The organism is Amedibacterium intestinale (assembly GCF_010537335.1).
GTDB lineage: Bacteria > Bacillota_I > Bacilli_A > Erysipelotrichales > Erysipelotrichaceae > Amedibacterium > Amedibacterium intestinale.
This window is the reverse complement of record NZ_AP019711.1, coordinates 1,955,633-1,980,142: the sequence shown is the minus strand read 5'-3', so window position 1 is coordinate 1,980,142 and position 24,510 is coordinate 1,955,633. Positions and strand designations below refer to the sequence as shown.

Annotated in this window: 16 protein-coding genes, 3 rRNA genes and 1 other RNA gene; 18 read left to right on the top strand and 2 right to left on the bottom strand. The window is 33.8% G+C overall.

Annotated elements, in window-relative coordinates:
• Positions 1-281 precede the first annotated feature (281 nt).
• From ffs to A9CBEGH2_RS09845, 6 genes are all read left to right on the top strand, one after another.
• Positions 282-377: signal recognition particle sRNA small type (gene ffs / locus A9CBEGH2_RS09870), an RNA gene on the top strand.
• 24 nt (positions 378-401) lie between these two features.
• Complete coding sequence (tadA, locus tag A9CBEGH2_RS09865) at positions 402-878, top strand: tRNA adenosine(34) deaminase TadA (RefSeq protein WP_163052253.1); 477 nt, start codon at positions 402-404, stop codon at positions 876-878.
• Positions 879-943: 65 nt separating this feature from the next.
• A complete protein-coding gene (gene dnaX / locus A9CBEGH2_RS09860) occupies positions 944-2,716 on the top strand; it encodes a DNA polymerase III subunit gamma/tau (RefSeq protein ID WP_118361500.1) in 1,773 nt (590 codons plus the stop codon).
• 4 nt (positions 2,717-2,720) lie between these two features.
• Positions 2,721-3,029 (top strand): YbaB/EbfC family nucleoid-associated protein, encoded by a 309-nt coding sequence (locus A9CBEGH2_RS09855; protein ID WP_118277277.1) that lies wholly within the window; start codon positions 2,721-2,723, stop codon positions 3,027-3,029.
• A complete protein-coding gene (gene recR / locus A9CBEGH2_RS09850; protein ID WP_118277278.1) occupies positions 3,029-3,619 on the top strand; it encodes a recombination mediator RecR in 591 nt (196 codons plus the stop codon). The genes A9CBEGH2_RS09855 and recR overlap by 1 nt, the downstream gene beginning before the upstream one ends.
• A 79-nt stretch (positions 3,620-3,698) precedes the next feature.
• Positions 3,699-4,628, top strand: a complete 930-nt coding sequence (locus A9CBEGH2_RS09845; RefSeq protein WP_118277279.1) for a hypothetical protein — start codon at positions 3,699-3,701, stop codon at positions 4,626-4,628.
• A gap of 87 nt (positions 4,629-4,715) precedes the next feature.
• Here the strand turns inward: A9CBEGH2_RS09845 and A9CBEGH2_RS09840 are convergent, their stop codons facing one another.
• Positions 4,716-5,261, bottom strand: a complete 546-nt coding sequence (locus A9CBEGH2_RS09840) for a CYTH domain-containing protein (protein ID WP_163104676.1) — start codon at positions 5,259-5,261, stop codon at positions 4,716-4,718.
• A gap of 58 nt (positions 5,262-5,319) precedes the next feature.
• Between A9CBEGH2_RS09840 and A9CBEGH2_RS09835 the strand changes: the two genes are divergently transcribed.
• The 7 genes from A9CBEGH2_RS09835 (at position 5,320) to A9CBEGH2_RS09805 (ending at position 13,072) form a co-directional block, all read left to right on the top strand.
• On the top strand, positions 5,320-6,093 hold the full coding sequence (locus A9CBEGH2_RS09835; RefSeq protein ID WP_118277281.1) for an NAD kinase: 774 nt from the start codon (positions 5,320-5,322) through the stop codon (positions 6,091-6,093).
• A 160-nt stretch (positions 6,094-6,253) separates the two neighbouring features.
• The gene (locus A9CBEGH2_RS09830; RefSeq protein WP_118277282.1) at positions 6,254-6,565 is read left to right on the top strand and encodes a PTS lactose/cellobiose transporter subunit IIA; all 312 of its coding nucleotides are present in this window, start codon (positions 6,254-6,256) and stop codon (positions 6,563-6,565) included.
• Positions 6,565-7,965, top strand: a complete 1,401-nt coding sequence (locus A9CBEGH2_RS09825; protein ID WP_118277283.1) for a glycoside hydrolase family 1 protein — start codon at positions 6,565-6,567, stop codon at positions 7,963-7,965. The genes A9CBEGH2_RS09830 and A9CBEGH2_RS09825 overlap by 1 nt, the downstream gene beginning before the upstream one ends.
• An 18-nt stretch (positions 7,966-7,983) precedes the next feature.
• Positions 7,984-8,274: a PTS sugar transporter subunit IIB gene (locus tag A9CBEGH2_RS09820; protein WP_118277284.1), complete on the top strand. Its 291-nt coding sequence runs from the start codon at positions 7,984-7,986 to the stop codon at positions 8,272-8,274.
• Between the two features lie 30 nt (positions 8,275-8,304).
• Positions 8,305-9,600, top strand: coding sequence for a PTS sugar transporter subunit IIC (locus tag A9CBEGH2_RS09815; protein WP_118277285.1), 1,296 nt, complete (start codon positions 8,305-8,307; stop codon positions 9,598-9,600).
• A gap of 95 nt (positions 9,601-9,695) precedes the next feature.
• Positions 9,696-11,552: a BglG family transcription antiterminator gene (locus A9CBEGH2_RS09810; protein ID WP_118277286.1), complete on the top strand. Its 1,857-nt coding sequence runs from the start codon at positions 9,696-9,698 to the stop codon at positions 11,550-11,552.
• 173 nt (positions 11,553-11,725) lie between these two features.
• Positions 11,726-13,072: an MATE family efflux transporter gene (locus A9CBEGH2_RS09805; RefSeq protein ID WP_118277287.1), complete on the top strand. Its 1,347-nt coding sequence runs from the start codon at positions 11,726-11,728 to the stop codon at positions 13,070-13,072.
• Positions 13,073-13,169: 97 nt separating this feature from the next.
• Here A9CBEGH2_RS09805 and A9CBEGH2_RS09800 read toward each other — a convergent pair whose 3' ends face one another.
• Entirely contained in the window at positions 13,170-14,375 is a 1,206-nt protein-coding gene (locus tag A9CBEGH2_RS09800; protein WP_118277288.1) for an FtsW/RodA/SpoVE family cell cycle protein, read from the bottom strand.
• A gap of 315 nt (positions 14,376-14,690) precedes the next feature.
• On the opposite strand from A9CBEGH2_RS09800, the gene mutS reads away from it, so the two are divergent.
• The 5 genes from mutS (at position 14,691) to mutL (ending at position 24,510) form a co-directional block, all read left to right on the top strand.
• Positions 14,691-17,243, top strand: a complete 2,553-nt coding sequence (gene mutS, locus A9CBEGH2_RS09795) for a DNA mismatch repair protein MutS (protein WP_118278048.1) — start codon at positions 14,691-14,693, stop codon at positions 17,241-17,243.
• A gap of 331 nt (positions 17,244-17,574) precedes the next feature.
• Positions 17,575-19,115, top strand: a 16S ribosomal RNA gene (locus tag A9CBEGH2_RS09790).
• A gap of 182 nt (positions 19,116-19,297) precedes the next feature.
• Positions 19,298-22,193 (top strand): 23S ribosomal RNA (locus tag A9CBEGH2_RS09785).
• A gap of 43 nt (positions 22,194-22,236) precedes the next feature.
• Positions 22,237-22,350: ribosomal RNA gene (gene rrf, locus A9CBEGH2_RS09780) — 5S ribosomal RNA — on the top strand.
• Together the 16S, 23S and 5S rRNA genes form the textbook arrangement of a ribosomal RNA operon.
• Before the next feature lie 132 nt (positions 22,351-22,482).
• A complete protein-coding gene (gene mutL, locus A9CBEGH2_RS09775; RefSeq protein ID WP_118277913.1) occupies positions 22,483-24,510 on the top strand; it encodes a DNA mismatch repair endonuclease MutL in 2,028 nt (675 codons plus the stop codon).

Sequence of the window (24,510 nt, the reverse complement as noted above, 5' to 3'; positions counted from 1 at the left end):
ATAGAAATCTCTTCTTTTTTTACGTTTTCCTGCTTTTATCTGTATATTTTTTTGACTTTAAAAATATCAAAAAACACGATAAATAAAGGCTTTTTTAGTTATTTTATATATTATCATTGCTTTATAATTTGCATTGAAATAATTTTTTTAATATAGTTATTCACTTTGATTCATTTTATTGCTTAAGAATTTTTTATAAAATGTTTCACGTGAAACATATAAAAGTATTTTTTTAAAATTATTGAAATAATCATTGCATATTATATTTGAATCAAGTATAATATAAGAGCTACTACAATGGTATCTACTGAATCAGGTCAGATTGGGAACAAAGCAGCCTTAAGGGAGCTCTATCATGTGTGGTAGCTTTTATTTTACGCTTTGTGAATGGAGGCATATTTATGTCTTATGAAAAATATATGAAAGAGGCTATCAAAGAAGCTAAGAAAGCAGAATTGAAAGATGAAGTTCCAATCGGCTGTGTGATTGTAAAAGATGATAAAATAATTGCTAGAGCACATAATCTTAGAGAATCAAAACAGCAATCTATTGCACATGCAGAAATTTTAGCTATTGAAAAAGCGTGTAAAAAAATCGGTAGCTGGAGATTGGAAAACTGTGATCTTTATGTCACATTAGAACCTTGTCCAATGTGCAGTGGTGCAATTCTTCAATCAAGAATTTCTAATGTAATTTATGGCGCTAAAGATTTTAAAGGTGGCTGTATAGAAAGTTGTATGAAAATGTATGAAGTTGCAGGTTTTAATCATTATCCTAAAACAATAAGTGGTATTTTAGAGGATGAATGCGCAGAATTATTAACATCTTTTTTTAAAAAGAAAAGACTTATAAATAAACAAAAGAAAGCAAGTAGTTAACAAAACTATTTGTTTTTTTACATTAAAAACATGATATAATTATTTCGTTAGAAAGCAGGTGAAATATGGCGTATAAAGCTCTTTACCGTACATACAGGCCTTCAAGCTTTGAAGAAGTAGCAGGACAGCAACATGTCGTGCAAACATTAAAACACGCAATTGAACAAAATAAAATAGCGCATGCATACTTATTTTGTGGACCAAGAGGAACAGGTAAAACATCAATTGCCAAGATATTTGCGAAGACAATTAACTGTACATCGGAAGGACATAGACCATGTCAGAAATGTGAAAACTGTCTTGAAGTACAAAATGGAAGTCATCCAGATATAGTAGAAATAGATGCTGCTAGCAACAATGGCGTAGAAGAAGTTCGTAATCTTATTGAAAAAGTAAAATATGCACCATTAAAAGGTAAATATAAAGTATATATTATAGATGAGGTTCATATGATGTCTACTGGTGCATTCAATGCATTGTTAAAGACTATTGAAGAACCACCAGCTCATGTTATTTTTATTTTAGCAACAACAGAACCTCATAAAGTATTGCCTACAATTATTTCTCGCTGTCAAAGATTTGACTTTACAAAAGTTCCATCGAAGGAAATAGAACATAGAATTCATACGATTCTAAATGCAGAAAATATAACTTGTGAAGAAGAAGTTATACGTATTATTTCTCAATTAGCAGATGGGGGACTTCGTGATGCTTTATCTATTTTGGATCAATGTATTGCATATGCACAAAATAATATTGAAGTTCATCATATAAATGAAATTTATGGTATTACTACAGTTTCTGAAAAGATTCAAATGCTGAATGATATTATTGATCAGAATGCAGTCTCATTGATGGATAAAGTTGAAAGTATAATTGAAAAGGGAATCGATATTAAACGATTGACAGTTGATTTGATAGAGTTACTAAAGGAATCTATACTATTTGAATATACAAAAGATTCTTCTTTATTAAAAATACTAGGTAGTACTGAAGCACAGCATTTAGTTGAAAAGACAACACTTCAAAAACGCTTTTCAATGATACATTTATTAATGGAAACATATGATAAATATCGCAATGCAGCAAATGTTCCTTCTTATTTTGAAGTATGTATGCTTCAAATGTTAGATGTTGCAAGTTTAAAAGAAGAGAACAATATACATATTGCCGAAGAAAATAAACAAAGTAATGTGAAACCTAATGTTTCACGTGAAACATTAGTAAAAGAAAAACCTTCTTTAATCGTAGCAGATGAAGAAGAGGATGATGAATATATAGGTAATATAGAAGAAGAAAAAGAAGAAATAAGTGAAGAAAATATACAAAAAGCAGAAATAAAACAATATGAGAAATCAATAAAGCCACTAGACAATGAGTTTTTATTAAGTTTATTAGCGGGGGCAAATAAACCAGAGAAAGCAAAAGATATCGAAAAATTTAACAATCTTGATTTTTATATGATGGATTTAAATTATGCTAAGTATGCAAATTTATTAAAAAACTGTTCGATTTTGGCAAGTGGAAGTAACTATATTGTTTTATGTACTGATAATCAACCGGAAGCTAATGAAATTAACGAGGCAGATCAACAAGATAAATTTGGCGAGTTAATGGTGAAATTACTAGAAAAGAATAAAAAAGTATTTGCAATAGCGAAAGAACAACAAAAAATAGTAATACAATTGTTTAAAGATAGAATGATTGCTGGAACACTTCCACAGCCAGCATACATTGAACCAAAAATGATAGAGAAAAAAGTGGAAAAGCAAATGAGTGAAGAAGAAAAAGTTCTTGATTTATTTGGAGAAGAAAATATTATTGTAACGGAGGAATAAAATTATGAATATGCAAGGATTATTAAAACAGGCACAGAAAATGCAGAAAGAATTAGCAAAAGTAGAATCTGAATTAAACTCTACAATCTATGAAGAAACAATGGGTGGAGGAGTAATTAAAGTTGAAGTTAAAGGATCAATGGAAGTAGAAAGCATTTCTATTGATACTTCCTTATTAAATGAAGAGGGAAAAGAAGACTTGGAAGAAATGATAAAAAGTGCAATAAATGAAGCACTTGTAAAAGCAAAAAAAGATAAAGATAAAAGAATGAATGCAATTACAGGTGGCGTTAAAATGCCAGGTGGATTTTAATGTATCCAAAAACTTTTGAAACGTTGGTAGAGTGCTTTCAAAAACTTCCAGGTGTAGGATTAAAAACAGCAGAACGTTATGCATTTCATGTTATAGAATGGAAAGATGAAGATATACATAAGTTCATTGATGGTCTTTCTAATATTGAAACAGGAATTCACCAATGTAAAATATGTGGCAACTTATCTGAAAATGAACTTTGTGAAGTATGTACAGACTTATCTAGAAATAAACAAATGATTTGTGTTGTGCAAAGTCCAAAAGATGTCATTGCAATGGAAAAAACGAAAGAATATAATGGCTTATATCATGTATTAAATGGAGTAATATCAACATCAAAAGGTATTCTTCCAGAAGACATAAATATTAATACATTACTAGATAGAATTAATGAAGAAACAAAAGAAATCATACTAGCTACAAATCCTACTGTAGAAGGAGAAACAACAGCACTATACTTGTCAAAATTATTAGAACAATATGATGTTAATGTTACACGCATTGCACATGGCCTGCCAATGGGAGGACATTTGGATTATGCTGATGAATTAACATTAATTAAAGCAATTGAAGGAAGAAAAAAAATGTGAGAAGGCTATGACTTCTCCTTTTTTATATGTGATAACATCAAAAATGTGATAAAATTAATAAAAGAAAGCTGGTGAATTCATGTCTGCAATTGCTTATATTACAAATCAGGAAATGATAGAATTTCATAGATTAAATGGAAATAAAACAATCAATTTCTGGAGATTAGGAAATACAAAGAAAATAAGCTTTTTTAAGAAAGGAGATTTACTATTCTTTTTATCAAAGGGTACAGAAAAAGGGAAAGAAAAAGGAATTGTAGGATATGGTGTCTTTCAAAAATCTATGGATTTAAATATTCATCAAATGTGGAATCAATATAAAGAACAAAATGGATATGCAACAAAAGAAAAATTAATGGAAGAAATTATACGTATATCAAAAAATAATAAGATTCCTAAAGTATTGAATTGTCTATATTTAAAGAATGTTGTATTTTTTCAAGCACCTGTATATTTGAGCGAAATTGGAGTCTATATATCAAATAAAATGGAAAGTTATATGTATTTAGATAAAGAAAATATAACAAATACATATCGAATTTTAAAAGTAGCAGAGAATGTAGGCAGTGATATATGGTCAATGCAGGACGAAGAAAAAACAAAAGCACAAATGGAAATAGATGCTAATTATGTAGTATTAAAAAATATTTCTGAAAAATTACAATGTTCAATTTATACAGATTATGAAAAAAAGAAGATTAATAAGTATATAAAAAATATAAAATTCACTAAGAAAAATATATACTCTCTTTCTCCATATGAATGTATAGAAATAAAAGAAAATAAATGGATATTGAAAATACCTTGTTTTGTAAATACATTAGATTTTCAAAAGAAAATTCAGTATTTAATAGGACATTGTATCATGTTTAAAAATCAACTAGAAAAAACGAATATAGAAATCAATTTCTCAATAGAATTTGTATTTAATCAGATGATTAAAGAAGAGTTAAGTGAAATACTACAAAATTCATCTATTTTATTTGAATGTGATGATCAATTAATATAAGAGTGATAAACCATACTAAAACATAAATTGAAAAAGATTTACTAGACTATAAAAAAGTTGTACCGTATTAAAATAATGTACAACTTTTTAAAAACTTTCTAAGGCTCTTTGAATTTTAGATTTACAATTTGAAGTATAAGTAATATGAACATCTTTTAAGATGTCTTGAAAAATGGATAAACCATCATGTTCTTTTTTATATTCGTATTCTATTTCATAATCAGTGCATCCATTGTAAGAAGAAATATCAAAACATATTTCCGCAAATTCTGTTTCTATAGTAGCACGTTGTGTACATAAAGTAGTTAATTCTATTAGATTTCCATTAATATGAAATTTATCTAGTAGACTTTGTATTTCTACATCTTGAAAAGCATTCAGAGAATTTTCATTTACTTCTTTTTCAAACTCCAGCAATCCATCATTGCTATGCATCTTTAAAGTAAAAATAAATTTATCATTAAATTGTCGAATACGCATAGCTCCTTTTTTCTTTTGAATACAGTGTGTATCTGTATCATAGTAAGTATTGCATTGTGTTTTAAATACAGCATTAGGATAATTGCTTAATAGCTTTTCAAACTGTTCTTTAGTTAAAAGGACTTTATACTCTTTTTCAATATTTTTATTCATGTTCCATCACCTTTATGATATGATACAATAGTATGAATAAGAAGGGAAGTGCAAATGTATGAAATATGCTATAGTTTCTAAAAAAGATGCATACTCTCATGAAGTAGAAAATAAAATCCGAAAAATTTTAGATGAAAATCATTGGATATATGATGAAGAAAATCCAAATCTAGTTATTTGTGTAGGAGGAGATGGAACACTTTTATATGCATTGCATTGTTATATACAACAATTAGATAAAATAAACTTTTTAGGTATTCATACAGGAACACTTGGTTTCTTTACAGATTATACAGATGAAGAATTGGATCAATGTATGTATGATATTCTTCATAAACAACCAGATATCTTTACTTCATCGCTATTAGAAATCAAATTAGATAATTTAGAAAAACCAATCTATGCTTTAAATGAAATGCGTGTAGAAAATATAGTAAAATCACAGGAAATGGAAATTTATATTGATGGAGAATATTTTGAAACATGCAAAGGTTCAGGAATTTGTTTATCAACCCAGGCTGGCTCTACTGCCTATAATAGAAGTCTGGGAGGAGCTATTATCGATAGTGGTATTTCCTTAATGCAGTTATGCGAAATAACATCAATTCAGCACTCTAAACAACGTTCATTAGGAAATCCATATATTATGATGAATGATCGTATCATAACTATGCGAAGTAACACTTTTGATACTGCTTATTTATGTTATGATCATCTAAACATGCCATTAAAAGATACTTCTGAAATCGTATGTAAAATGTCAAATTTAAAAGTTAGATTCGCTCGTTATAGAGAATATAGTTATTTAAAGAGACTAAAAAACTTATATTAAAATTTAACAAAAAAGTCATTAGAAACCTTAATTATTGGTTTATTAATGGCTTTTTTGTTTGGAAGTAATATTTTTCCACTATATAGTGGAAAATAAAAATTTTATAATTAAAAACATGATTATTATAATATATATGTAAAGAGAGAAAGGGGTTTCAAAGATGGATAATGAACAAAAATCATTTCAATTAATATTACATAGTGGAAATGCAAGAAGTCTTGCACATGAAGCTCTTCAACTTATTAAAGAGGAAAAAAAAGAAGAAGCAAATAATAAAATGAAGGAGGCAAAAAAAGAATTGCTGGAGGCTCAAAAATTGCACGCTCAAATGCTTAGAGACATGGCAAACAGTGAAGAAATAAAAGTGGATTTACTTCTTATACATGCAGAAGACCATGTATCAGGTTCACAAAATTGTTTAGATATGGCAGCAGAAGTTATTGCTATTTACGAAAGGTTTGGTGATAAATAATGAATCATGATTTTCTTTGGGGAGGTGCAACCGCATCATATCAATGTGAAGGTGCCTGGAAAGAAGATGACAAAGTAAAATCTATGTGGGATCATTATTTACATGAAGAAAATCTAGAAAATGGTGATATAGCTTCTGATCACTATCATCGATATGAAGAAGATATTCGTATGATGGCAGAGGGTGGTCAAAATTCATATCGATTTTCTTTAAGTTGGCCTCGTATTATTAAAAATAAAGAGGGAGATGTGAATGAAAAGGGAATTGAATTTTATCATAAAATTTTAGATACATGCAAAAAGTATGGAATTGAGCCATTTGTAACAATTTATCATTGGGATTTACCACAATATTGGGAAGAAACAGGTGGATGGTTAAATGAAGAAGTGTGTTATGCATATCAACATTATGCAAAAGTATGTTTTGATAATTTTAAAGATAAAATAACACATTGGGTGACATTTAATGAACCAAAATGGTTTATATGCAGTGGATATTTAATTGGAAATTATCCTCCAGCTCATCAAAATCCACAAGAAACAATAAAAGCAGCATTTCATGTAATGTATGCAAATGCACTTGGAGTTAAAGCATTTAGAGAAGGAAATTATCCAGGGAATATTGGAATCGTACATAGTTTTACACCAGTAAATGGTATTGATGATACAGTTGAAACTAAAATTGCTATGCGATATGCAGATAATTATTGTAATAACTGGATATTAGATACGGCTGCAAAAGGAGAAATTCCAATTGATTTGTTAACTGCTCTATCCAAGATATATGATATCTCTTTTATCAAACCAAAACATTTAAAAACGATAAAAGAAAATACAGTTGATTTTCTCGGATTGAATTATTATTCTAGAACATTAGTTAAACCTTATACAGAAGGAGAAACTGTTTTAATCGTAAATCATAAGGGAAAAGAAAGTAAGGGAGAAAGTAAAGTTATATTAAAAGGCTGGTTTGAACAAGTACTTCATGATCCTAATATGACTTATACAGAATGGGATACTGAAATTTATCCAAAAGGTTTACAAGAAGGATTAATAGAAGTGTATCAGCGTTATCATCTACCTATTTATATAACTGAAAATGGAGTAGGTGTACAAGAAGATGTAAGTGTAGATCAGGTACAAGATGATTATCGTATTGCTTTTATGAATGATCATATTAATGCAATTATGAATGCAATGGACGAAGGTGTAGATGTAAAGGGGTATTATGCATGGAGTTCATTCGATTTATATTCTTGGAAAAATGGATGTAAAAAACGATATGGACTAGTAGCAGTCGATTTTGAAGATAATTTAAAAAGAAAACCAAAGAAAAGTTATTATTGGTACAAAGAAATGATTCAAAACAATGGTAAAACTATTAAAAGAGAAAAATATTAAAAATAAGGAGAAAATATTATGAAGAAAATTATGTTAGTTTGTAATGCAGGAATGTCAACAGGAATGTTAGCTAAGAAAATTCAAGAAGCTAGTAATGGAACAATGGAAGTAAGTGCTTATGGTGAGGCGGAATACATGGATCATACAGATGGTGTAGATATGATATTAGTAGGACCACAGATTCGTCATTTATTGCCAAATATTAAAGCCTCTGTATCTTGTCCTGTACAATCTATTGCACCACAACATTATGGAATTATGAATGGAAAGGCTGTTTACGAAGAAATCGTTAAAACCTTAAAAGGATAATAGTTTAGAAATAATGAGGAGATAGAATATATGAAGTTTGAAACAATAAACGCTAAAATGGAAAAATATATTCTTCCATTAGCAAATAAAATGAGTTCACAAAGGCATCTAAAAGCAATAAGAGATGCCTTCATCTCCCTAATGCCAATTACATTAGTAGGAGGTATAGCTGCAATTATTAATTCAGCACCAGTTACTGAATCAACAACAAATGGGATTTTACTGGCATGGGCATCTTTTGCTCAAGATAATGCTCTTCTTTTAAATTGGGTTAATACCTTAACATTAGGTGCAATGTCTATTTATATATGTATAGGTATTACAAATTTCTTATGTAAACAATACAAAACAGATGTTTTGTTACCAATTATGTTATCTGTAACAGGTTTTATGATGCTATGTATTGCACCACAAAGTCTTGGATGGGATGGAAAAATTGTAGAAATATCATACTTAGATGGAAAAGGATTAATACCTGCTATTTTCATAGCTATATTTACAGTAGAGGTTTATCATTTATTAAGAAAAAAGAATGTTGGAAGAATTAAAATGCCAGATTCTGTACCTGCATCTTTATCTGAAACTTTTGCATCTTTAGTACCAGGAATCATAATTCTAGGTGTATTTGTGTTAATATTTGCTTTATTTAATGCACTAGGAACCACAATGCCAGGTTTTATTTATTCTACATTAGCGCCTGCATTCACAGCTGCAGATACATTACCGTTTGCAATCATTGCGACATTACTTGTTCATGTATTTTGGTTTTTTGGAATTCACGATGCAGCTCTATCTGGAATTTTATCTCCAATCCGTGATGGAGGGTTATCATTAAATGCAGCAGCACATGTTGCAGGACAAAGTCTTCCAAATATTTTCACTACTCCATTTTGGGTATACTTTGTTGTTATCGGAGGATGTGGTTCCTGTTTAGCACTTGCTATATTGTTAATTCGTTCTAAATCTAAGCAATTACGTACGGTAGGAAAAATAGGGATTGTTCCAACGTTCTTTGGAATATCTGAACCAATTATTTTTGGTGTACCATTGATGTTAAATCCAATTTTCTTTATTCCTTTTATCTTTGGTTCTGTAGTTAATGCAACAATTGCGTACATTCTAATGGATATTGGAATAATTGGTAAAACGTTCGCTATGTTATCATGGCAAATGCCTAGTATTTTTGGAGCATTCCTTTCTACAATGGATATAAAAGCATTTCTGTTAATTATTGTTTTGATTATAATTGATATTTTGATTTATTATCCATTCTTTAAAATATATGAAAAACAATTAGTACAGCAGGAAATTTCTGAAGAAGAGTGAAAAAATGGGTAATTCCCATTTTTTCGTATATCTTTATTTATGCAGTTAATGATACAATAAAAAGTACATGTTAGTTTCTAGGAAAAGGTGAAAATATGATAGAACTTACAAAAAGACAACTTGAAATAGTTAATATTATAAAAAAAGAAAGAATTGTTTCATCATCTAAAATTGGACAAATGTTAAATGTATCCTCAAAAACCATTCGAAATGAAATCAATGAAATTAACTCTAAATGTAAATCTTCCTATATTGTATCAGAAAAAGGAAGTGGATATAAAATAAATTCTAATTTACAAGTGCAAATCAATGATGAAGATTCACAGTTGAATAGAAATTTTTTAATTTTACGTGATTTGCTTTCTAAAGAAGAAATTGATTTATATGAATTGGCGGAATCTTTATTTATTAGTGAATCTACTTTATTAAAGAGTATACAGATGTTAAATGAAATTATTAGAAAGAGAAATCCAAACATTCAAATACAAAGAAACCATAATATGTTAAAGTTAAACGGAAGTGAGGAGGAAAGAAGACAAGTATCTACTTATTTTTTAATGCATGAATTGGAAGAGTATAACTTTGATTTAAAAAATTATGCTGACTTTTTTTCGCTCTTTGATTTAAATATACTAAAAGAGCTTATATTAGAATTTAATAAAGAATATCATATAAAAATGAAAGATGTAGAAGTATTATCTTTTGTTATGCATGTTGCAGTTATGATTGATAGGATCCTGCAAGGAAATGAGATTATAATGCCGGAATATACACAAGTTGATCAATCACAAAAAGAATTAGCTATTACATTTTATAAAAAACTTAAAAATTGGCTTCCAATTGCGATGTCTGAATCAGAAATAAATTATTTGGCATGTCTTTTTGCAGGAAAAGTGTCTTCACAAAATAAGGAACAATTAGAAGAATTAGGAGACTTTGTGAAAAAAGTACTGCAACAAATTAAAGATTATTATGATATTGATTTAACAGAAGATGAAGAATTAATAAAAAATTTACAAATACATTTGATGGGATTGAAGAATAGAATTGAACATAATACTTTTTTAAATAATCCATTAATTGCGGACATTCGAACTCATTTTCCAATTATGTACGATATTAGCATCTTTTTTGCGGTAAAAATTCAAGAATTTTTTGATACAAGGTTGCAGGAAGGAGAAATAGGATACTTAACTCTTCATTTTATGGGGGCAGTGGAGCGATTGAATTCAAAAATACATAAAAAAATCGTAGTTATATCACCTATTGGTGAAGCGGTAAATGAATATATTAGAAAAAGATTATCTTCTGTACATGAACTTCGTATTGAAATCTGTGAGATATTATCTATTTTTGATGTAGAAAAAATTGAAGAATATAAACCAGATTTAGTTGTTAGTCTAATGAGTATTCCGAAAGCAATTTCCTATCCTTATTATGTATGTAAAGAACTGTTAAGTAATCAAGATATAGAACATATTTATTTGGAGCTCACTAATAAAAAAGAAAATGAGAAAAATAACATTGAACATTTTTTTGATAATGATCTATTTTTCTATGATCAATGCTTTGAAAATAAAGATGAGTTACTTTCTTATTTATGTGAACAATTATGTAAAAAAGGATACGCAAAACAAGATTATTTAGAAAAGGTTTTAAAAAGAGAACAAATTGCACCAACTGCATACGGCAATTTATTTGCAATACCTCATCCTATTGAAAAGTGTGCAGTAGAAAATAAAATATGCATATGTATATTAAAGAAACCAATTATTTGGAGTGATAAAAAGGTTAAGATTGTATTTTTATTTGCGTTAACAAAAGAAAAAAATGATAAATTTGATTCTATGTTTACGCAGATGGTATCGCTATTGGATAATATAGATAAAGTAAAAAAATTAGTTAAAACAAAAACATTAATAGAATTTCTAGCAGAATTTGTTCAAGAATAAATGATAAAAAAGGAAAAATAATCTTCCATAATAAAAAAAGTATGGTATTATAAGTTCATCTGGTGATGAAAGCTCAGCTCATCACCCTCACACTTTGCATAAAACATAAGAAACTATCGAAGTGATGACAAGAAACCTAAGGGTTTCTTTTTATGTGAAATGGAGGAAAAAACATGAAAGAAAATAAAATGGGCGTTATGGAGATGAAAAAACTTATTCTTACGATGTCATTTCCTATTATGATTTCTATGCTTGTACAGGCATTATACAATATTATAGATAGTATGTTTGTTGCCAGAGTATCAGAAGCAGCATTAGCTGCAGTATCTCTTTGCTATCCAGTTCAAATGATACTCATTGCGGTAGCATGTGGAACAGGAGTAGGGGTTAATGCTTTATTATCACGCTATCTTGGTGAGAAAAAATATAAAGAAGCAAATCAGATAGCATCACATGGATTATTTTTAGCAATATGTAATTGGCTTATATTCGCAGTTCTTGGTATGTTTTTTTCAGAAACCTTTTTAAGAATCTTCTCTTCAGATGAACAAATATTACAAATGGGAATTAGTTATATGAAAATATGTACACTATTTTCCTTTGGTGTATTTATTCAGATTACATATGAAAGAATAATGCAATCTACAGGAAACACCATTTATAATATGATTATTCAAGGAGTGGGAGCACTAATTAATATCATCTTGGATCCAATTTTTATTTTTGGTTATTTTGGATTACCGGCTTTTGGTGTAAAAGGAGCTGCCATCGCAACTGTGATTGGTCAAATGATTGCGATGATGTTGGGAATTATAATTACACAGAAAAAAATAAAAGAGGTAAAAATTCATCCAAAAGAATGGAAACTGGATATAAAAATGATAGGAAAAATGTATCAAATTGGATTTCCAGCTATTTTAATGCAATCAATTATGAGTTTTATGACAGTTTTTATGAATATGATTTTAATACCATTTTCAGAGCTTGCTGTTTCTGTATTCAGTATTTATTTTAAGCTGCAGCAATTTGTCTTTATGGCAGTATTAGGTATGAACAATGCATTAATTCCAATCATATCTTATAACTTTGGCGCAAAGAAAAAAGAAAGAATCTTAGAAGCCATTCATTTTTCATTAATAATTTCATCAATTATTATGATTCTTGGAACAGTTGTATTTGAATTATTCCCAAAGGAGCTTTTATACTTGTTTGATGCGAAAGAAAATATGCTTTCTATTGGTATTCCTGCTTTACGTATTATAAGTATAAGCTTTGTATTTGCAGGTATTTCTATTGTATTATGTTCCGTATTTCAAGCACTTGGACATGCAAATCAATCTCTGTTGATTACTTTGTTAAGACAATTGGTAATTTTAATACCTTTAACATGGATACTGGTACGAAACTTTGGATTAGATATTGGATGGATTTCATTTCCAATAACAGAAATCATTTGTACAGTCCTAAGTATAGGTATGTTAATAAATATAAAAAGAAAAACGATTATGAAAATAAACTAAAGTCTCTTAGGAGGCTTTTTTAGTAGTTATTGTTCTCTTTTCAAAAAGATAGAAAAAAAGCATTTAGAATAAGATCCAAATGCTAAATTTCAATGAGTTATTCAACATGTTTTTTCGATTTACAACTTGTATTAAAGATTATACCGAAAGCTATCATGTAAGAAATAATTGAAGAACCTCCATAAGATATCAAAGGAAGTGTAATACCGGTAATAGGCAATAATCCGATGACCATACCTATATTTTGAAATTGCTGATAAATCAATATTCCCAATACTCCAATAACAATATACTTCTCAAACATATTCTCACATGCTGTGGCAATACGACATAAATATAAATCCAAAGCAGCACATAAAATTACGATAAATACAGTGCCAATTAAGCCCCAGCTTTGTCCAATAACAGCAAATATAAAATCTGTCTGGGCTTCCGGAATATCAACAAGATTAACTCCCATTCCATGACCAGTAAGTCCTGAAGATCCAATAGCTAATAAAGCCATATACAAATGATAACCATCTCCACCTACGTTTTCCTCTGGATGTAGCCATCCATTAAAACGAGTAAGTTTATATGGACCGCCAACTAGTTTTCCAAGAAAATCATAATGATAAACATACAAGAAAACAAATATCAGAATTGCGATTAACAAGAATACCCCAATAAATATAATCCATTCCTTTTTTATACCGGAACATAACACCATAGCCACAATAGATATGGCTATGATAATGCATACTCCAGTGTCTGGCTGAAGAAAAATCAAAATCATAGGAGGTAAAGCCCATTTTAATATTTTGATAAATAAATTGAAATCTAATTCAAAGGAATCTATAGATTTATTCTTATTGTGCTCATCAATAACATTTGCAGTGATGATAACCAAAACAATTTTCATATATTCACTTGGTTGAAAAGAACCTAGAACTGGAAAATTAAACCAGGAAGTAGCACCATTAACTGTAGAAACAAATCCTAGAAATTTTTCAGCACCAGTAAACCTATAGTAGATATGTCCAATTAAACATAAAACAAGACATCCCATTAAAATCCAATATCCAATTTTTGCAAAATCAAAAAGACTATCATTTCCTATATAATGAAGAATGGCAATAACACCAAATCCTCCAATGAAAAATGCTGCTTGCTTTACAAGATAAAATGTACTTGCAGAAACACCAATAATCCCGGATGCTGCCGCAATTGACAATAGACTTGTACACATCATTAACACAAGAAGGGCAATCAGTACAAAGTCAAATTTATCCGGTCGCTTTGCTTTTGATGATCCTAAATCCATATTGCACCTCCATTCTGCACATTATTATATCATGTTTTTATTCATAAAAAAGAAACATGATGGAATTGTCATAAAAATATAATAAATTTCAAACACATATAAAAAATAAACAAAAAAGATAACACATAAGCTTTAAATCTGTAAAAAATAAACATATTTTATATTAGTGGTATTTTCTATAGTAAAAAAAAATAAAACTAGCAATGTAAAATTTATTAAAATTACTAATATAGATAAGAAATATATAAAGTAAAAGAAAAAGATAAAAAAGAAAGTAGAAATTTGATATAATGGTAGGCGATTGGAAGTGATGAAATGGCGAAAAAGAATACATATACACCTATGATGCAACATTATCTGGAAATTAAACAACAACATCAAGATGCAATTATTTTTTACCGTCTTGGTGATTTTTATGAAATGTTTTTTGAAGATGCAAAAACAGCATCACAGGAATTAGATCTTGTTTTAACAGGAAGAAATGCAGGAGTAGAAGAAAAAGTTCCAATGTGTGGAATTCCTTTTCATGCTTCTAAAGGATATATTCAGCGACTAATTCAAAAAGGATATAAAGTAGCAATTGTAGAACAATTGGAAAATCCTGCAGAAGCAAAAGGGTTAGTAAAACGTGATATTATAAAGATTGTTACACCAGGTACGATCATGGATGAGGTCAACGATGAAAAAAACACTGCCTATATTGCTTCTATGCATGATTATCAGTTTGGTTTGGCTGTTGTATTATGTGAAATGACAACTGGAGAAATGCGTGCACAGCTAATTGATAAACAAGTCATGGCTATTCAAAAAATAGTATTGGGAAATAATGTAGTAGAAGTTGTACTTCCTGAAAACTTTGATAAAAAAATTGTACGTATGATGGAAGATATGGAAAGTATTACGATTTCTTATCAAAATGATACAAATATAAAAGAACCATATAAGCATTTATTAAGTGGTATCAAAGATGAAAGAATTTATACTGCCTTTGCGACACTTACGAATTATTTAGATGAAACACAAAAAAGAAGTATGGCACATCTACAACATGTTGAAATGGTGTATGAAAACGACTTTCTACAGATGGATTATAATACAAAACAAAATTTAGAACTTATTAATAGTATAAAAGGAAATTCACGCTCTATGACTTTATGGAATTTTATGGATAAATGTAGAAGTTCCATGGGTTCTCGTTTATTAAAAAAATGGATTGAATATCCTTTAATGGATGCAAATAAAATTAATCAAAGATTAGACGCTATTGAATATTTAAATGAAAACTTTATTACAAAAGATGAATTAAGAGAACATCTGGGTTATGTCTATGATATGGAAAGATTAAGTGCCAGAGTTGCATATGGAAGTGCTAATCCAAGAGATATTTTACGTCTAATTAAAACATTAGAACATGCTCCTATGATTTTTGATATATTTAAAGAATGCAGTGCTTATGAAGAATTTCATAAGATCGATACTTGTCAGGAATTATATGAAAGAATTGAAGGAGCTATCGTAGAAAATCCACCGTTGAATTTTAAAGATGGCGGTGTATTTGTTGAAGGGTATAATGAAGAACTAGACAAGGTTCGAGAAATTGGAAAACATGGAAAAAACTGGATTTTAGATTTAGAAAATAAAGAAAAAGAAAGAACAGGTATAAAATCTTTAAAAATTGGATATAATCGTGTATTTGGATATTATATAGAAGTTACCAAAACAAACTTATCACAGATAAAAGAAGAATTTGGTTATGTAAGAAAACAAACATTAGCAAATGCAGAACGTTTTATCACACAGGAATTAAAAGAAAAAGAAGATGCAATTATCCATGCGCAAGAAAGAAGTATTCGATTGGAAATTGAACTTTTCCAGGATTTATTGAATCAGATAAAGGTATATCTTCCAAAATTACATGATCTTTCACAAGCATTAAGTACGATTGATGCATTGTATGCTATGGCAGAAGTTTCTAATGAAAATGGATATACTAGACCTAAATTCCATCATGAACACCATATTTCTATGAGTGAAGCAAGACATCCGATTTTAGATAAATCCATGAAAACAAGTCGCTATGTTTCTAATAATTTAGAAATGGAAGAAGATAAGGATGTTTTAATTATTACAGGTCCAAATATGGGTGGTAAATCAACTTTTATGCGACAAACTGCTCTTATTGTGATTATGGCACAGATGGGATGCTATGTTCCTGCAAGAAAAGTAGAGATGCCAATCTTTGATCAGATTTTTACACGTATTGGAGCAAGTGATGATATTATGTCAGGACAGTCTACTTTTATGGTAGAAATGATGGAAGCAAATAATGCTTTGCAAAATGCGACTGCAAATTCATTAATTTTATTTGATGAGATAGGACGAGGTACATCTACATATGATGGAATGGCTCTTGCACAGGCAATGATTGAATATATCGTTCAAAATATTAAAGCAAAAACATTATTTTCAACACATTATCATGAACTTACTGAAATGGCAGAAAAAAACTCAAGTATATACAATGTACATGTAGATGTTCATGAAGAAGATGAAAAAGTAACTTTCTTATATAGGGTAGTAGATGGAAAAGCAGATAAGTCTTATGGAATTAATGTGGCTAGACTGGCACATCTTCCAAACGCAGTTTTAGAAAGAGCTGCATCTATTCTTTCAGGTTTGGAACAAATAGAGATGACATATGAAGTTCCATCACAAGTGATACCTTATATGGTAAAAGAAGATCCAATAAAAGAAGAATTATATCAAAAACTAAAACAAGTAGACGTTAATCGTATGACACCAATGGAAGCACTACAATGTTTATATGATTTAAAAGAATCTATACAAAAAAAAGTAAGGAAATCGTAACTGGTTTCCTTTTTCTATACTACAGGAAATAAAAATCTGATTGAATTCCAAATATTAATAAAGGAAATATAAGGTAAAGGAAGAAAAATAAAGCCAATATAAAAGCAATTTAAAAAATAAAAACGCTTACAAAAGGGTAATGTAGAAAAAAGTAAAAAAAAGAGTAAAAAAATGTTGACATAGGTTAAAGTGGGTGGTAATATATACGAGCACCAAGCGAGAGAGCTTGGCTCGGTCTTTGAAAACTAAACAGGAAACGTCAATTTCAAACAATGAAAAAGATAACAAAGTAAAAGAAGAAACGTTAGCAGAAAACGTTTTGAGCTAAAATCAAATGGAGAGTTTGATCCTGGCTCAGGATGAACGCTGGCGGCATGCCTAATACATGCAAGTCGAACGGAGCGAATATGGAAGCTTGCTTCCGTAAGAGCTCAGTGGCGAACGGGTGAGTAACACGTAGGTAACCTGCCCATGTGCCCGGGATAACTGCTGGAAACGGTAGCTAAAACCGGATAGGTGAATAGGAGGCATCTCTTATTCATTAAAGGACCTGCAAAGGTGCGAACATGGATGGACCTGCGGCGCATTAGCTGGTTGGAGTGGTAACGGCACACCAAGGCGACGATGCGTAGCCGACCTGAGAGGGCGAACGGCCACATTGGGACTGAGACACGGCCCAAACTCCTACGGGAGGCAGCAGTAGGGAATTTTCGTCAATGGGGGGAACCCTGAACGAGCAATGCCGCGTGAGTGAAGAAGGTCTTCGGATCGTAAAGCTCTGTTGTAAGTGAAGAACGGTCAGTAGAGGAAATGATACTGAAGTGACGGTAGCTTACCAGAAAGCCACGGCTAACTACGTGCCAGCAGCCGCGGTAATACGTAGGTGGCGAGCGTTATCCGGAATCATTGGGCGTAAAGGGTGCGCAGGTGGTACATTAAGTCCGAAGTAAAAGGCAGCAGCTCAACTGCTGTTGGCTTTGGAAACTGGTGAACTGGAGTGCAGGAGAGGGCGATGGAATTCCATGTGTAGCGGTAAAATGCGTAGATATATGGAGGAACACCAGTGGCGAAGGCGGTCGCCTGGCCTGCAACTGACACTGAGGCACGAAAGCGTGGGGAGCAAATAGGATTAGATACCCTAGTAGTCCACGCCGTAAACGATGAGAACTAAGTGTTGGGGAGACTCAGTGCTGCAGTTAACGCAATAAGTTCTCCGCCTGGGGAGTATGCACGCAAGTGTGAAACTCAAAGGAATTGACGGGGGCCCGCACAAGCGGTGGAGTATGTGGTTTAATTCGAAGCAACGCGAAGAACCTTACCAGGCCTTGACATGGATGTAAATGTTCTAGAGATAGAAAGATAGCTATACATCACACAGGTGGTGCATGGTTGTCGTCAGCTCGTGTCGTGAGATGTTGGGTTAAGTCCCGCAACGAGCGCAACCCTTGTCGCATGTTACCAGTATTGAGTTAGGGACTCATGCGAGACTGCCGGTGACAAACCGGAGGAAGGTGGGGATGACGTCAAATCATCATGCCCCTTATGGCCTGGGCTACACACGTACTACAATGGCGGCTACAAAGAGAAGCGAACCTGCGAGGGGGAGCGGAACTCATAAAGGTCGTCTCAGTTCGGATTGGAGTCTGCAACTCGACTCCATGAAGTCGGAATCGCTAGTAATCGCAGATCAGCATGCTGCGGTGAATACGTTCTCGGGCCTTGTACACACCGCCCGTCAAACCATGGGAGTTGGTAATACCCGAAGCCGGTGGCATAACCGTGAGGAGTGAGCCGTCGAAGGTAGGACCGATGACTGGGGTTAAGTCGTAACAAGGTATCCCTACGGGAACGTGGGGATGGATCACCTCCTTTCTAAGGAGAAAGAGTGGAGAGAAAGATATTTCCTGTTTGGTTTTGGAAGGCTGAGAAGCATTCCGAATCGATCTTTGAAAACTGAATAACAGAAGACATAACAGAAGGTCTATAACGAAAAGTTGTAAGAAATTCACGAGTTGAAGTTAAACAAACAGAAAACTCAAAGCTAAGCTAATGGTGATTAAGTAAGAAAGGGCGTACGGTGGATGCCTAGGCACTTGAAACTGAAGAAGGACGCAACAAACGGCGAAACGCGGCGGGGAGCTGTACGTAAGCAAAGATCCGCCGGTATCCGAATGGGGGAACCCGGCATGCGTAATAGCATGTCATCCGCAGATGAACAAATAGTCTGCGAGAGAGGTACCCGGGGAACTGAAACATCTAAGTACCCGGAGGAAAAGAAAACAACAGTGATTCCCTGAGTAGCGGCGAGCGAAAGGGGAGGAGCCCAAACCAGACCGAGGTCTGGGGTTGAAGGACCGCGATACGGCAAGAATCATGGTAGGAGAACGGCATTGAAAGGCCGACCGGAGAGGGTGCAAGTCCCGTATCCGAAACCGTGAGGAAGCCCAGCGGGATCCTGAGTACGGCGAGACACGAGAAATCTTGTCGGAAGCAGGCGGGACCATCCGTCAAGGCTAAATATAAGCAAGTGACCGATAGTGAACCAGTACCGTGAGGGAAAGGTGAAAAGAACCGCGGGAGCGGAGTGAAATAGAACCTGAAACCGTATGCTTACAAGAAGTCAGAGCACGTTAAGGTGTGATGGCGTGCCTTTTGTAGAATGAACCGGCGAGTTATGTTATCGTGCGAGGTTAAGCAGGAGATGCGGAGCCGAAGCGAAAGCGAGTCTTAATAGGGCGGCAGTACGATGACATAGACCCGAAACCGTGTGATCTAGCCATGACCAGGTTGAAGTTCAGGTGAAACTGAATGGAGGACCGAACCGACCCCCGTTGAAAAGTTGGCGGATGAGTTGTGGCTAGGGGAGAAATTCCAATCGAACACGGATATAGCTGGTTCTCCCCGAAATAGCTTTAGGGCTAGCGTCGAGGATGAGTCTTGTGGAGGTAGAGCACTGAATGTACGATGGCCCCATCCCGGGGTACTGAGTATAATCAAACTCCGAATGCCATGAGATATTCCCGGCAGTCAGACCGTGGGTGATAAGGTCCATGGTCAAAAGGGAAACAGCCCAGACCGCCAGTTAAGGTCCCAAAATGTATGCTAAGTGGAAAAGGATGTGGGGATGCACAGACAACTAGGAGGTTGGCTCAGAAGCAGCCATCCTTCAAAGAGTGCGTAACAGCTCACTAGTCGAGTGACCCTGCGCCGAAAATGTACCGGGGCTAAGCATACTACCGAAGCTGCGGATTTGTAGTAATACAAGTGGTAGGGGAGCGTTCCATGCACGTGGAAGCCATACCGAAAGGAGTGGTGGAGAGCATGGAAGTGAGAATGCCGGTGTGAGTAGCGAGATGCAGGTGAGAATCCTGCACACCGATAGCCCAAGGATTCCAGGGGAAGGTTCGTCCGCCCTGGGTAAGTCGGGACCTAAGGCGAGGCCGAAAGGCGTAGTCGATGGAAAACAGGCAGATATTCCTGTACCCGCGATGGAAATGAAGGAATGACGGAGAAGGCTAGCATGAGCCACTTATTGGATTGTGGTCGAAGCGAATAGCAGGTGCATAGTCAAATGCGTGCACGGGATGTAAAACGTGACAGGTAAGCGAAACCCCTGGGGAGTAGCGAAGCATGCGAGGCCAGCTTCCAGGAAAAGTTTCTAGTGCTGATTCCATAGCGGCCCGTACCAAAACCGACACAGGTGGGCAAGGAGAGTATCCTGAGGTGAGCGAGAGAACTGTTGCCAAGGAACTCGGCAAAATGACTCCGTAAGTTAGCGAGAAGGAGTGCTTATGAAAGTAAGCCGCAGTGAAGAGGCCCAAGCGACTGTTTAACTAAAACACAGCTCTCTGCGAAGTCGCAAGACGAAGTATAGGGGGTGACGCCTGCCCGGTGCTGGAAGGTTAAGAGGATTTGTCAGTTTCGACGAAGCAATGAATTGAAGCCCCAGTGAACGGCGGCCGTAACTATAACGGTCCTAAGGTAGCGAAATTCCTTGTCAGGTAAGTTCTGACCCGCACGAAAGGCGTAACGATTTGGGCGCTGTCTCGGCAGCAGACTCGGTGAAATCTTAGTACCTGTGAAAATGCAGGTTACCCGCAACTAGACGGAAAGACCCCATGGAGCTTTACTGCAGCCTGATATTGGATTTTGATCAGAGATGTACAGGATAGGTGGGAGACGAAGAAGGATGCACGCCAGTGTATCTGGAGTCGACGTTGGGATACCACTCTTGTCTGATTGGAGTTCTAACCTGCGTCCATGAAGCTGGACGGGGGACCGTGTCAGGCAGGCAGTTTGACTGGGGCGGTCGCCTCCCAAAGAGTAACGGAGGCGCCCAAAGGTACGCTCAGATTGGACGGAAATCAATCGGCGAGTGCAAATGCAGAAGCGTGCTTGACTGTGAGACAGACAGGTCGAACAGGGACGAAAGTCGGGATTAGTGATCCGGCGGTGCCGAATGGAAGGGCCGTCGCTCAACGGATAAAAGCTACCCTGGGGATAACAGGCTGATCTCGCCCAAGAGTTCACATCGACGGCGAGGTTTGGCACCTCGATGTCGGCTCATCGCATCCTGGAGCTGAATTCGGTTCCAAGGGTTGGGCTGTCCGCCCATTAAAGCGGTACGCGAGCTGGGTTCAGAACGTCGTGAGACAGTTCGGTCCCTATCTGTTGTGGGCGTAGGAGATTTGAGGAGAGCTGTCCTTAGTACGAGAGGACCGGGATGGACCTACCGCTGGTGCACCGGTTGTTGTGCCAACAGCATAGCCGGGTAGCTAAGTAGGGAAGGGATAAGCGCTGAAAGCATCTAAGCGCGAAGCCTACTCCAAGATGAGATCTCCCATACGCAAGTAGTAAGACCCCTTGAAGACGACGAGGTAGATAGGTCAGGGATGGAAGCGCAGCGATGCGTGGAGTTGACTGATACTAATAGGTCGAGGACTTAATCAAATGTTGACTGTTGTTCAGTTTTGAAGGTTCGAACCTTCAGGGATCTGGTGATGATGGCGAAGTGGACACACCTGTTCTCATCCCGAACACAGAAGTTAAGCACTTCAGCGGCGACAATATCCAGACGTGCTCTGGTGAAGATAGCACGTCGCCAGTTCCTTTTTGAGCCTTGAGGCTCTTTTTTTTCGTCATGGTTCTACACCATGGCTTTTTTTATTTCATGTTTATTATAGGAGTATAAATAAGAAAGATTTGATATAATATAAAAGAAATTTAAGGAGGTAATTGCATGGGTAAAATAAATCGTTTAGATGAACATCTTTCTAATATGATCGCAGCCGGAGAAGTGGTAGAGCGACCTATGGGGATTGTTAAAGAATTAGTTGAAAACTGTATTGATGCACATGCAACGAATATTGAAATACAAATCTCGCAAGGTGGTATTGAGTCTATATCGATTATAGATGATGGAGATGGAATGGATTCTGGCGATGCTACTCTTGCATTTGAAAGACATGCGACAAGTAAGTTGAAAGAAGTTAATGATTTATGGAACATTCATACAATGGGATTTCGTGGGGAGGCATTACCATCAATTGCTTCTGTGTCTCATGTATTGTTAAGAACGAATAATGGAAATGAATCTACAGAAGTAGAAATTAAGTATGGAACATTAGTGTGTGCAAAACCATGTGCAACCCCAAAAGGTACAATGATAGAAGTTAGAAATTTATTTCAAAAGACTCCAGCACGTTTTAAGCATTTAAAAAGTCCACAATATGAATTTTCCTTAATTTCTGATGTTGTACAAAAATTTGCATTATCTCATCCAAATATAGGTTTTTTACTTTCTCATGATGGTAGAACGGTATTTAAGACTAGAGGAAATGGCAGCTTGTTAGAAGTATTAATGCAAATTTATGGAAGAGAGACTGCAAAGAGTGCTATTGCACTAGATGGAAAAGATAACGATTATATAATTGATGGATACATCATGCAGCCACAATATAATCGTGCTACTAAATATTATATGTTGTTGTATATTAATGGAAGAATGATACGTAATTATCATTTACAGAAAGCGGTTATGGATGCTTATGCACCTTTTTTACCAAAAGATCGTTATCCAATAGCTGTTATTAATTTACATATGGATGCGCAATTGGTTGATGTAAATGTACATCCTAGTAAGTGGGAAATTCGTTTATCAAAAGAAAAGCAATTGGAGAAACTAATATATCAAACGATTTCAGAAGCACTAACGAATCGTTTAGAAGTACCTAAAATTAAGATAAATAAAGAAGAGAAAAAAGAAAAAATAGAGATGCAGGAGCTTGAATTTACATATGAAAGAGATAATCAAACAAAGCAGCTGCATTTGGATGTGAATCAAAGTTTTTTAAGTCCACAGAAAGAGGAACAAGTAAAAATCATAGAAGAAATACCTGATACAAATATAGAAAAAAAAGAACTAATTAAAGTAGAAAAGGAAACTGTTGATTACACACAGTTACCAAAAGAAGAAAAAATGCTTGTAAAAGAAGATGGATTTAAACATGAAATAAAAGAGGAACCAGTTTCTGTTAATATAGTATCTCAAGAAGAAATTATACCGGTTAAAGAAGAAATAAAACTTAGCGAATCACAATTAAAGAATGAATATTTTGCTTTTCAGCCACAAGAAGAAAAACAAAAATTAGAAATTTCAAAAGAAGAAAGCTTTACTCCTAAAAATCCTAGTCTTCCACAGTTACGTGTTATTGGGCAGTTTCACAATAGTTATATTATCGCAGAGGGAGAAAAAGGATTATATATTATTGATCAACATGCTGCGCAGGAACGTTACCATTATGAAGAAATACGTAAACAAATATTAGCAGGTATTACAGAAACACAGCCTTTATTAATACCAATTACAATCGAAAGTACTATGTCTGCCGTATCTCAGGTAAATGATATTAATGCATTACTTGAACAGTTAGGTATTCATTTGGAAGCTTTTGGAAATACAACATTTGTTTGTAGAGAACTTCCTGTGTGGATGAAGGATATAAAAGAAGAAGCCTTCTTACAAGATATGATAGATATATGGGAAAAAGATAAAGAAATTTGCATAGATAAATTAAGAAAACATGCAATTTCTACAATGGCTTGTCATTCATCTATACGTTTTAATAGGTCTTTAACACTAGAAGAAATGAAGCAAGTTATTATAGATTTAGAAAAATGTGAACAGCCATTTCATTGTCCACATGGAAGACCTACTTTAATTTGTATGGAAGATAAAGATTTAATTCATGAGTTTGAAAGAGGTTAA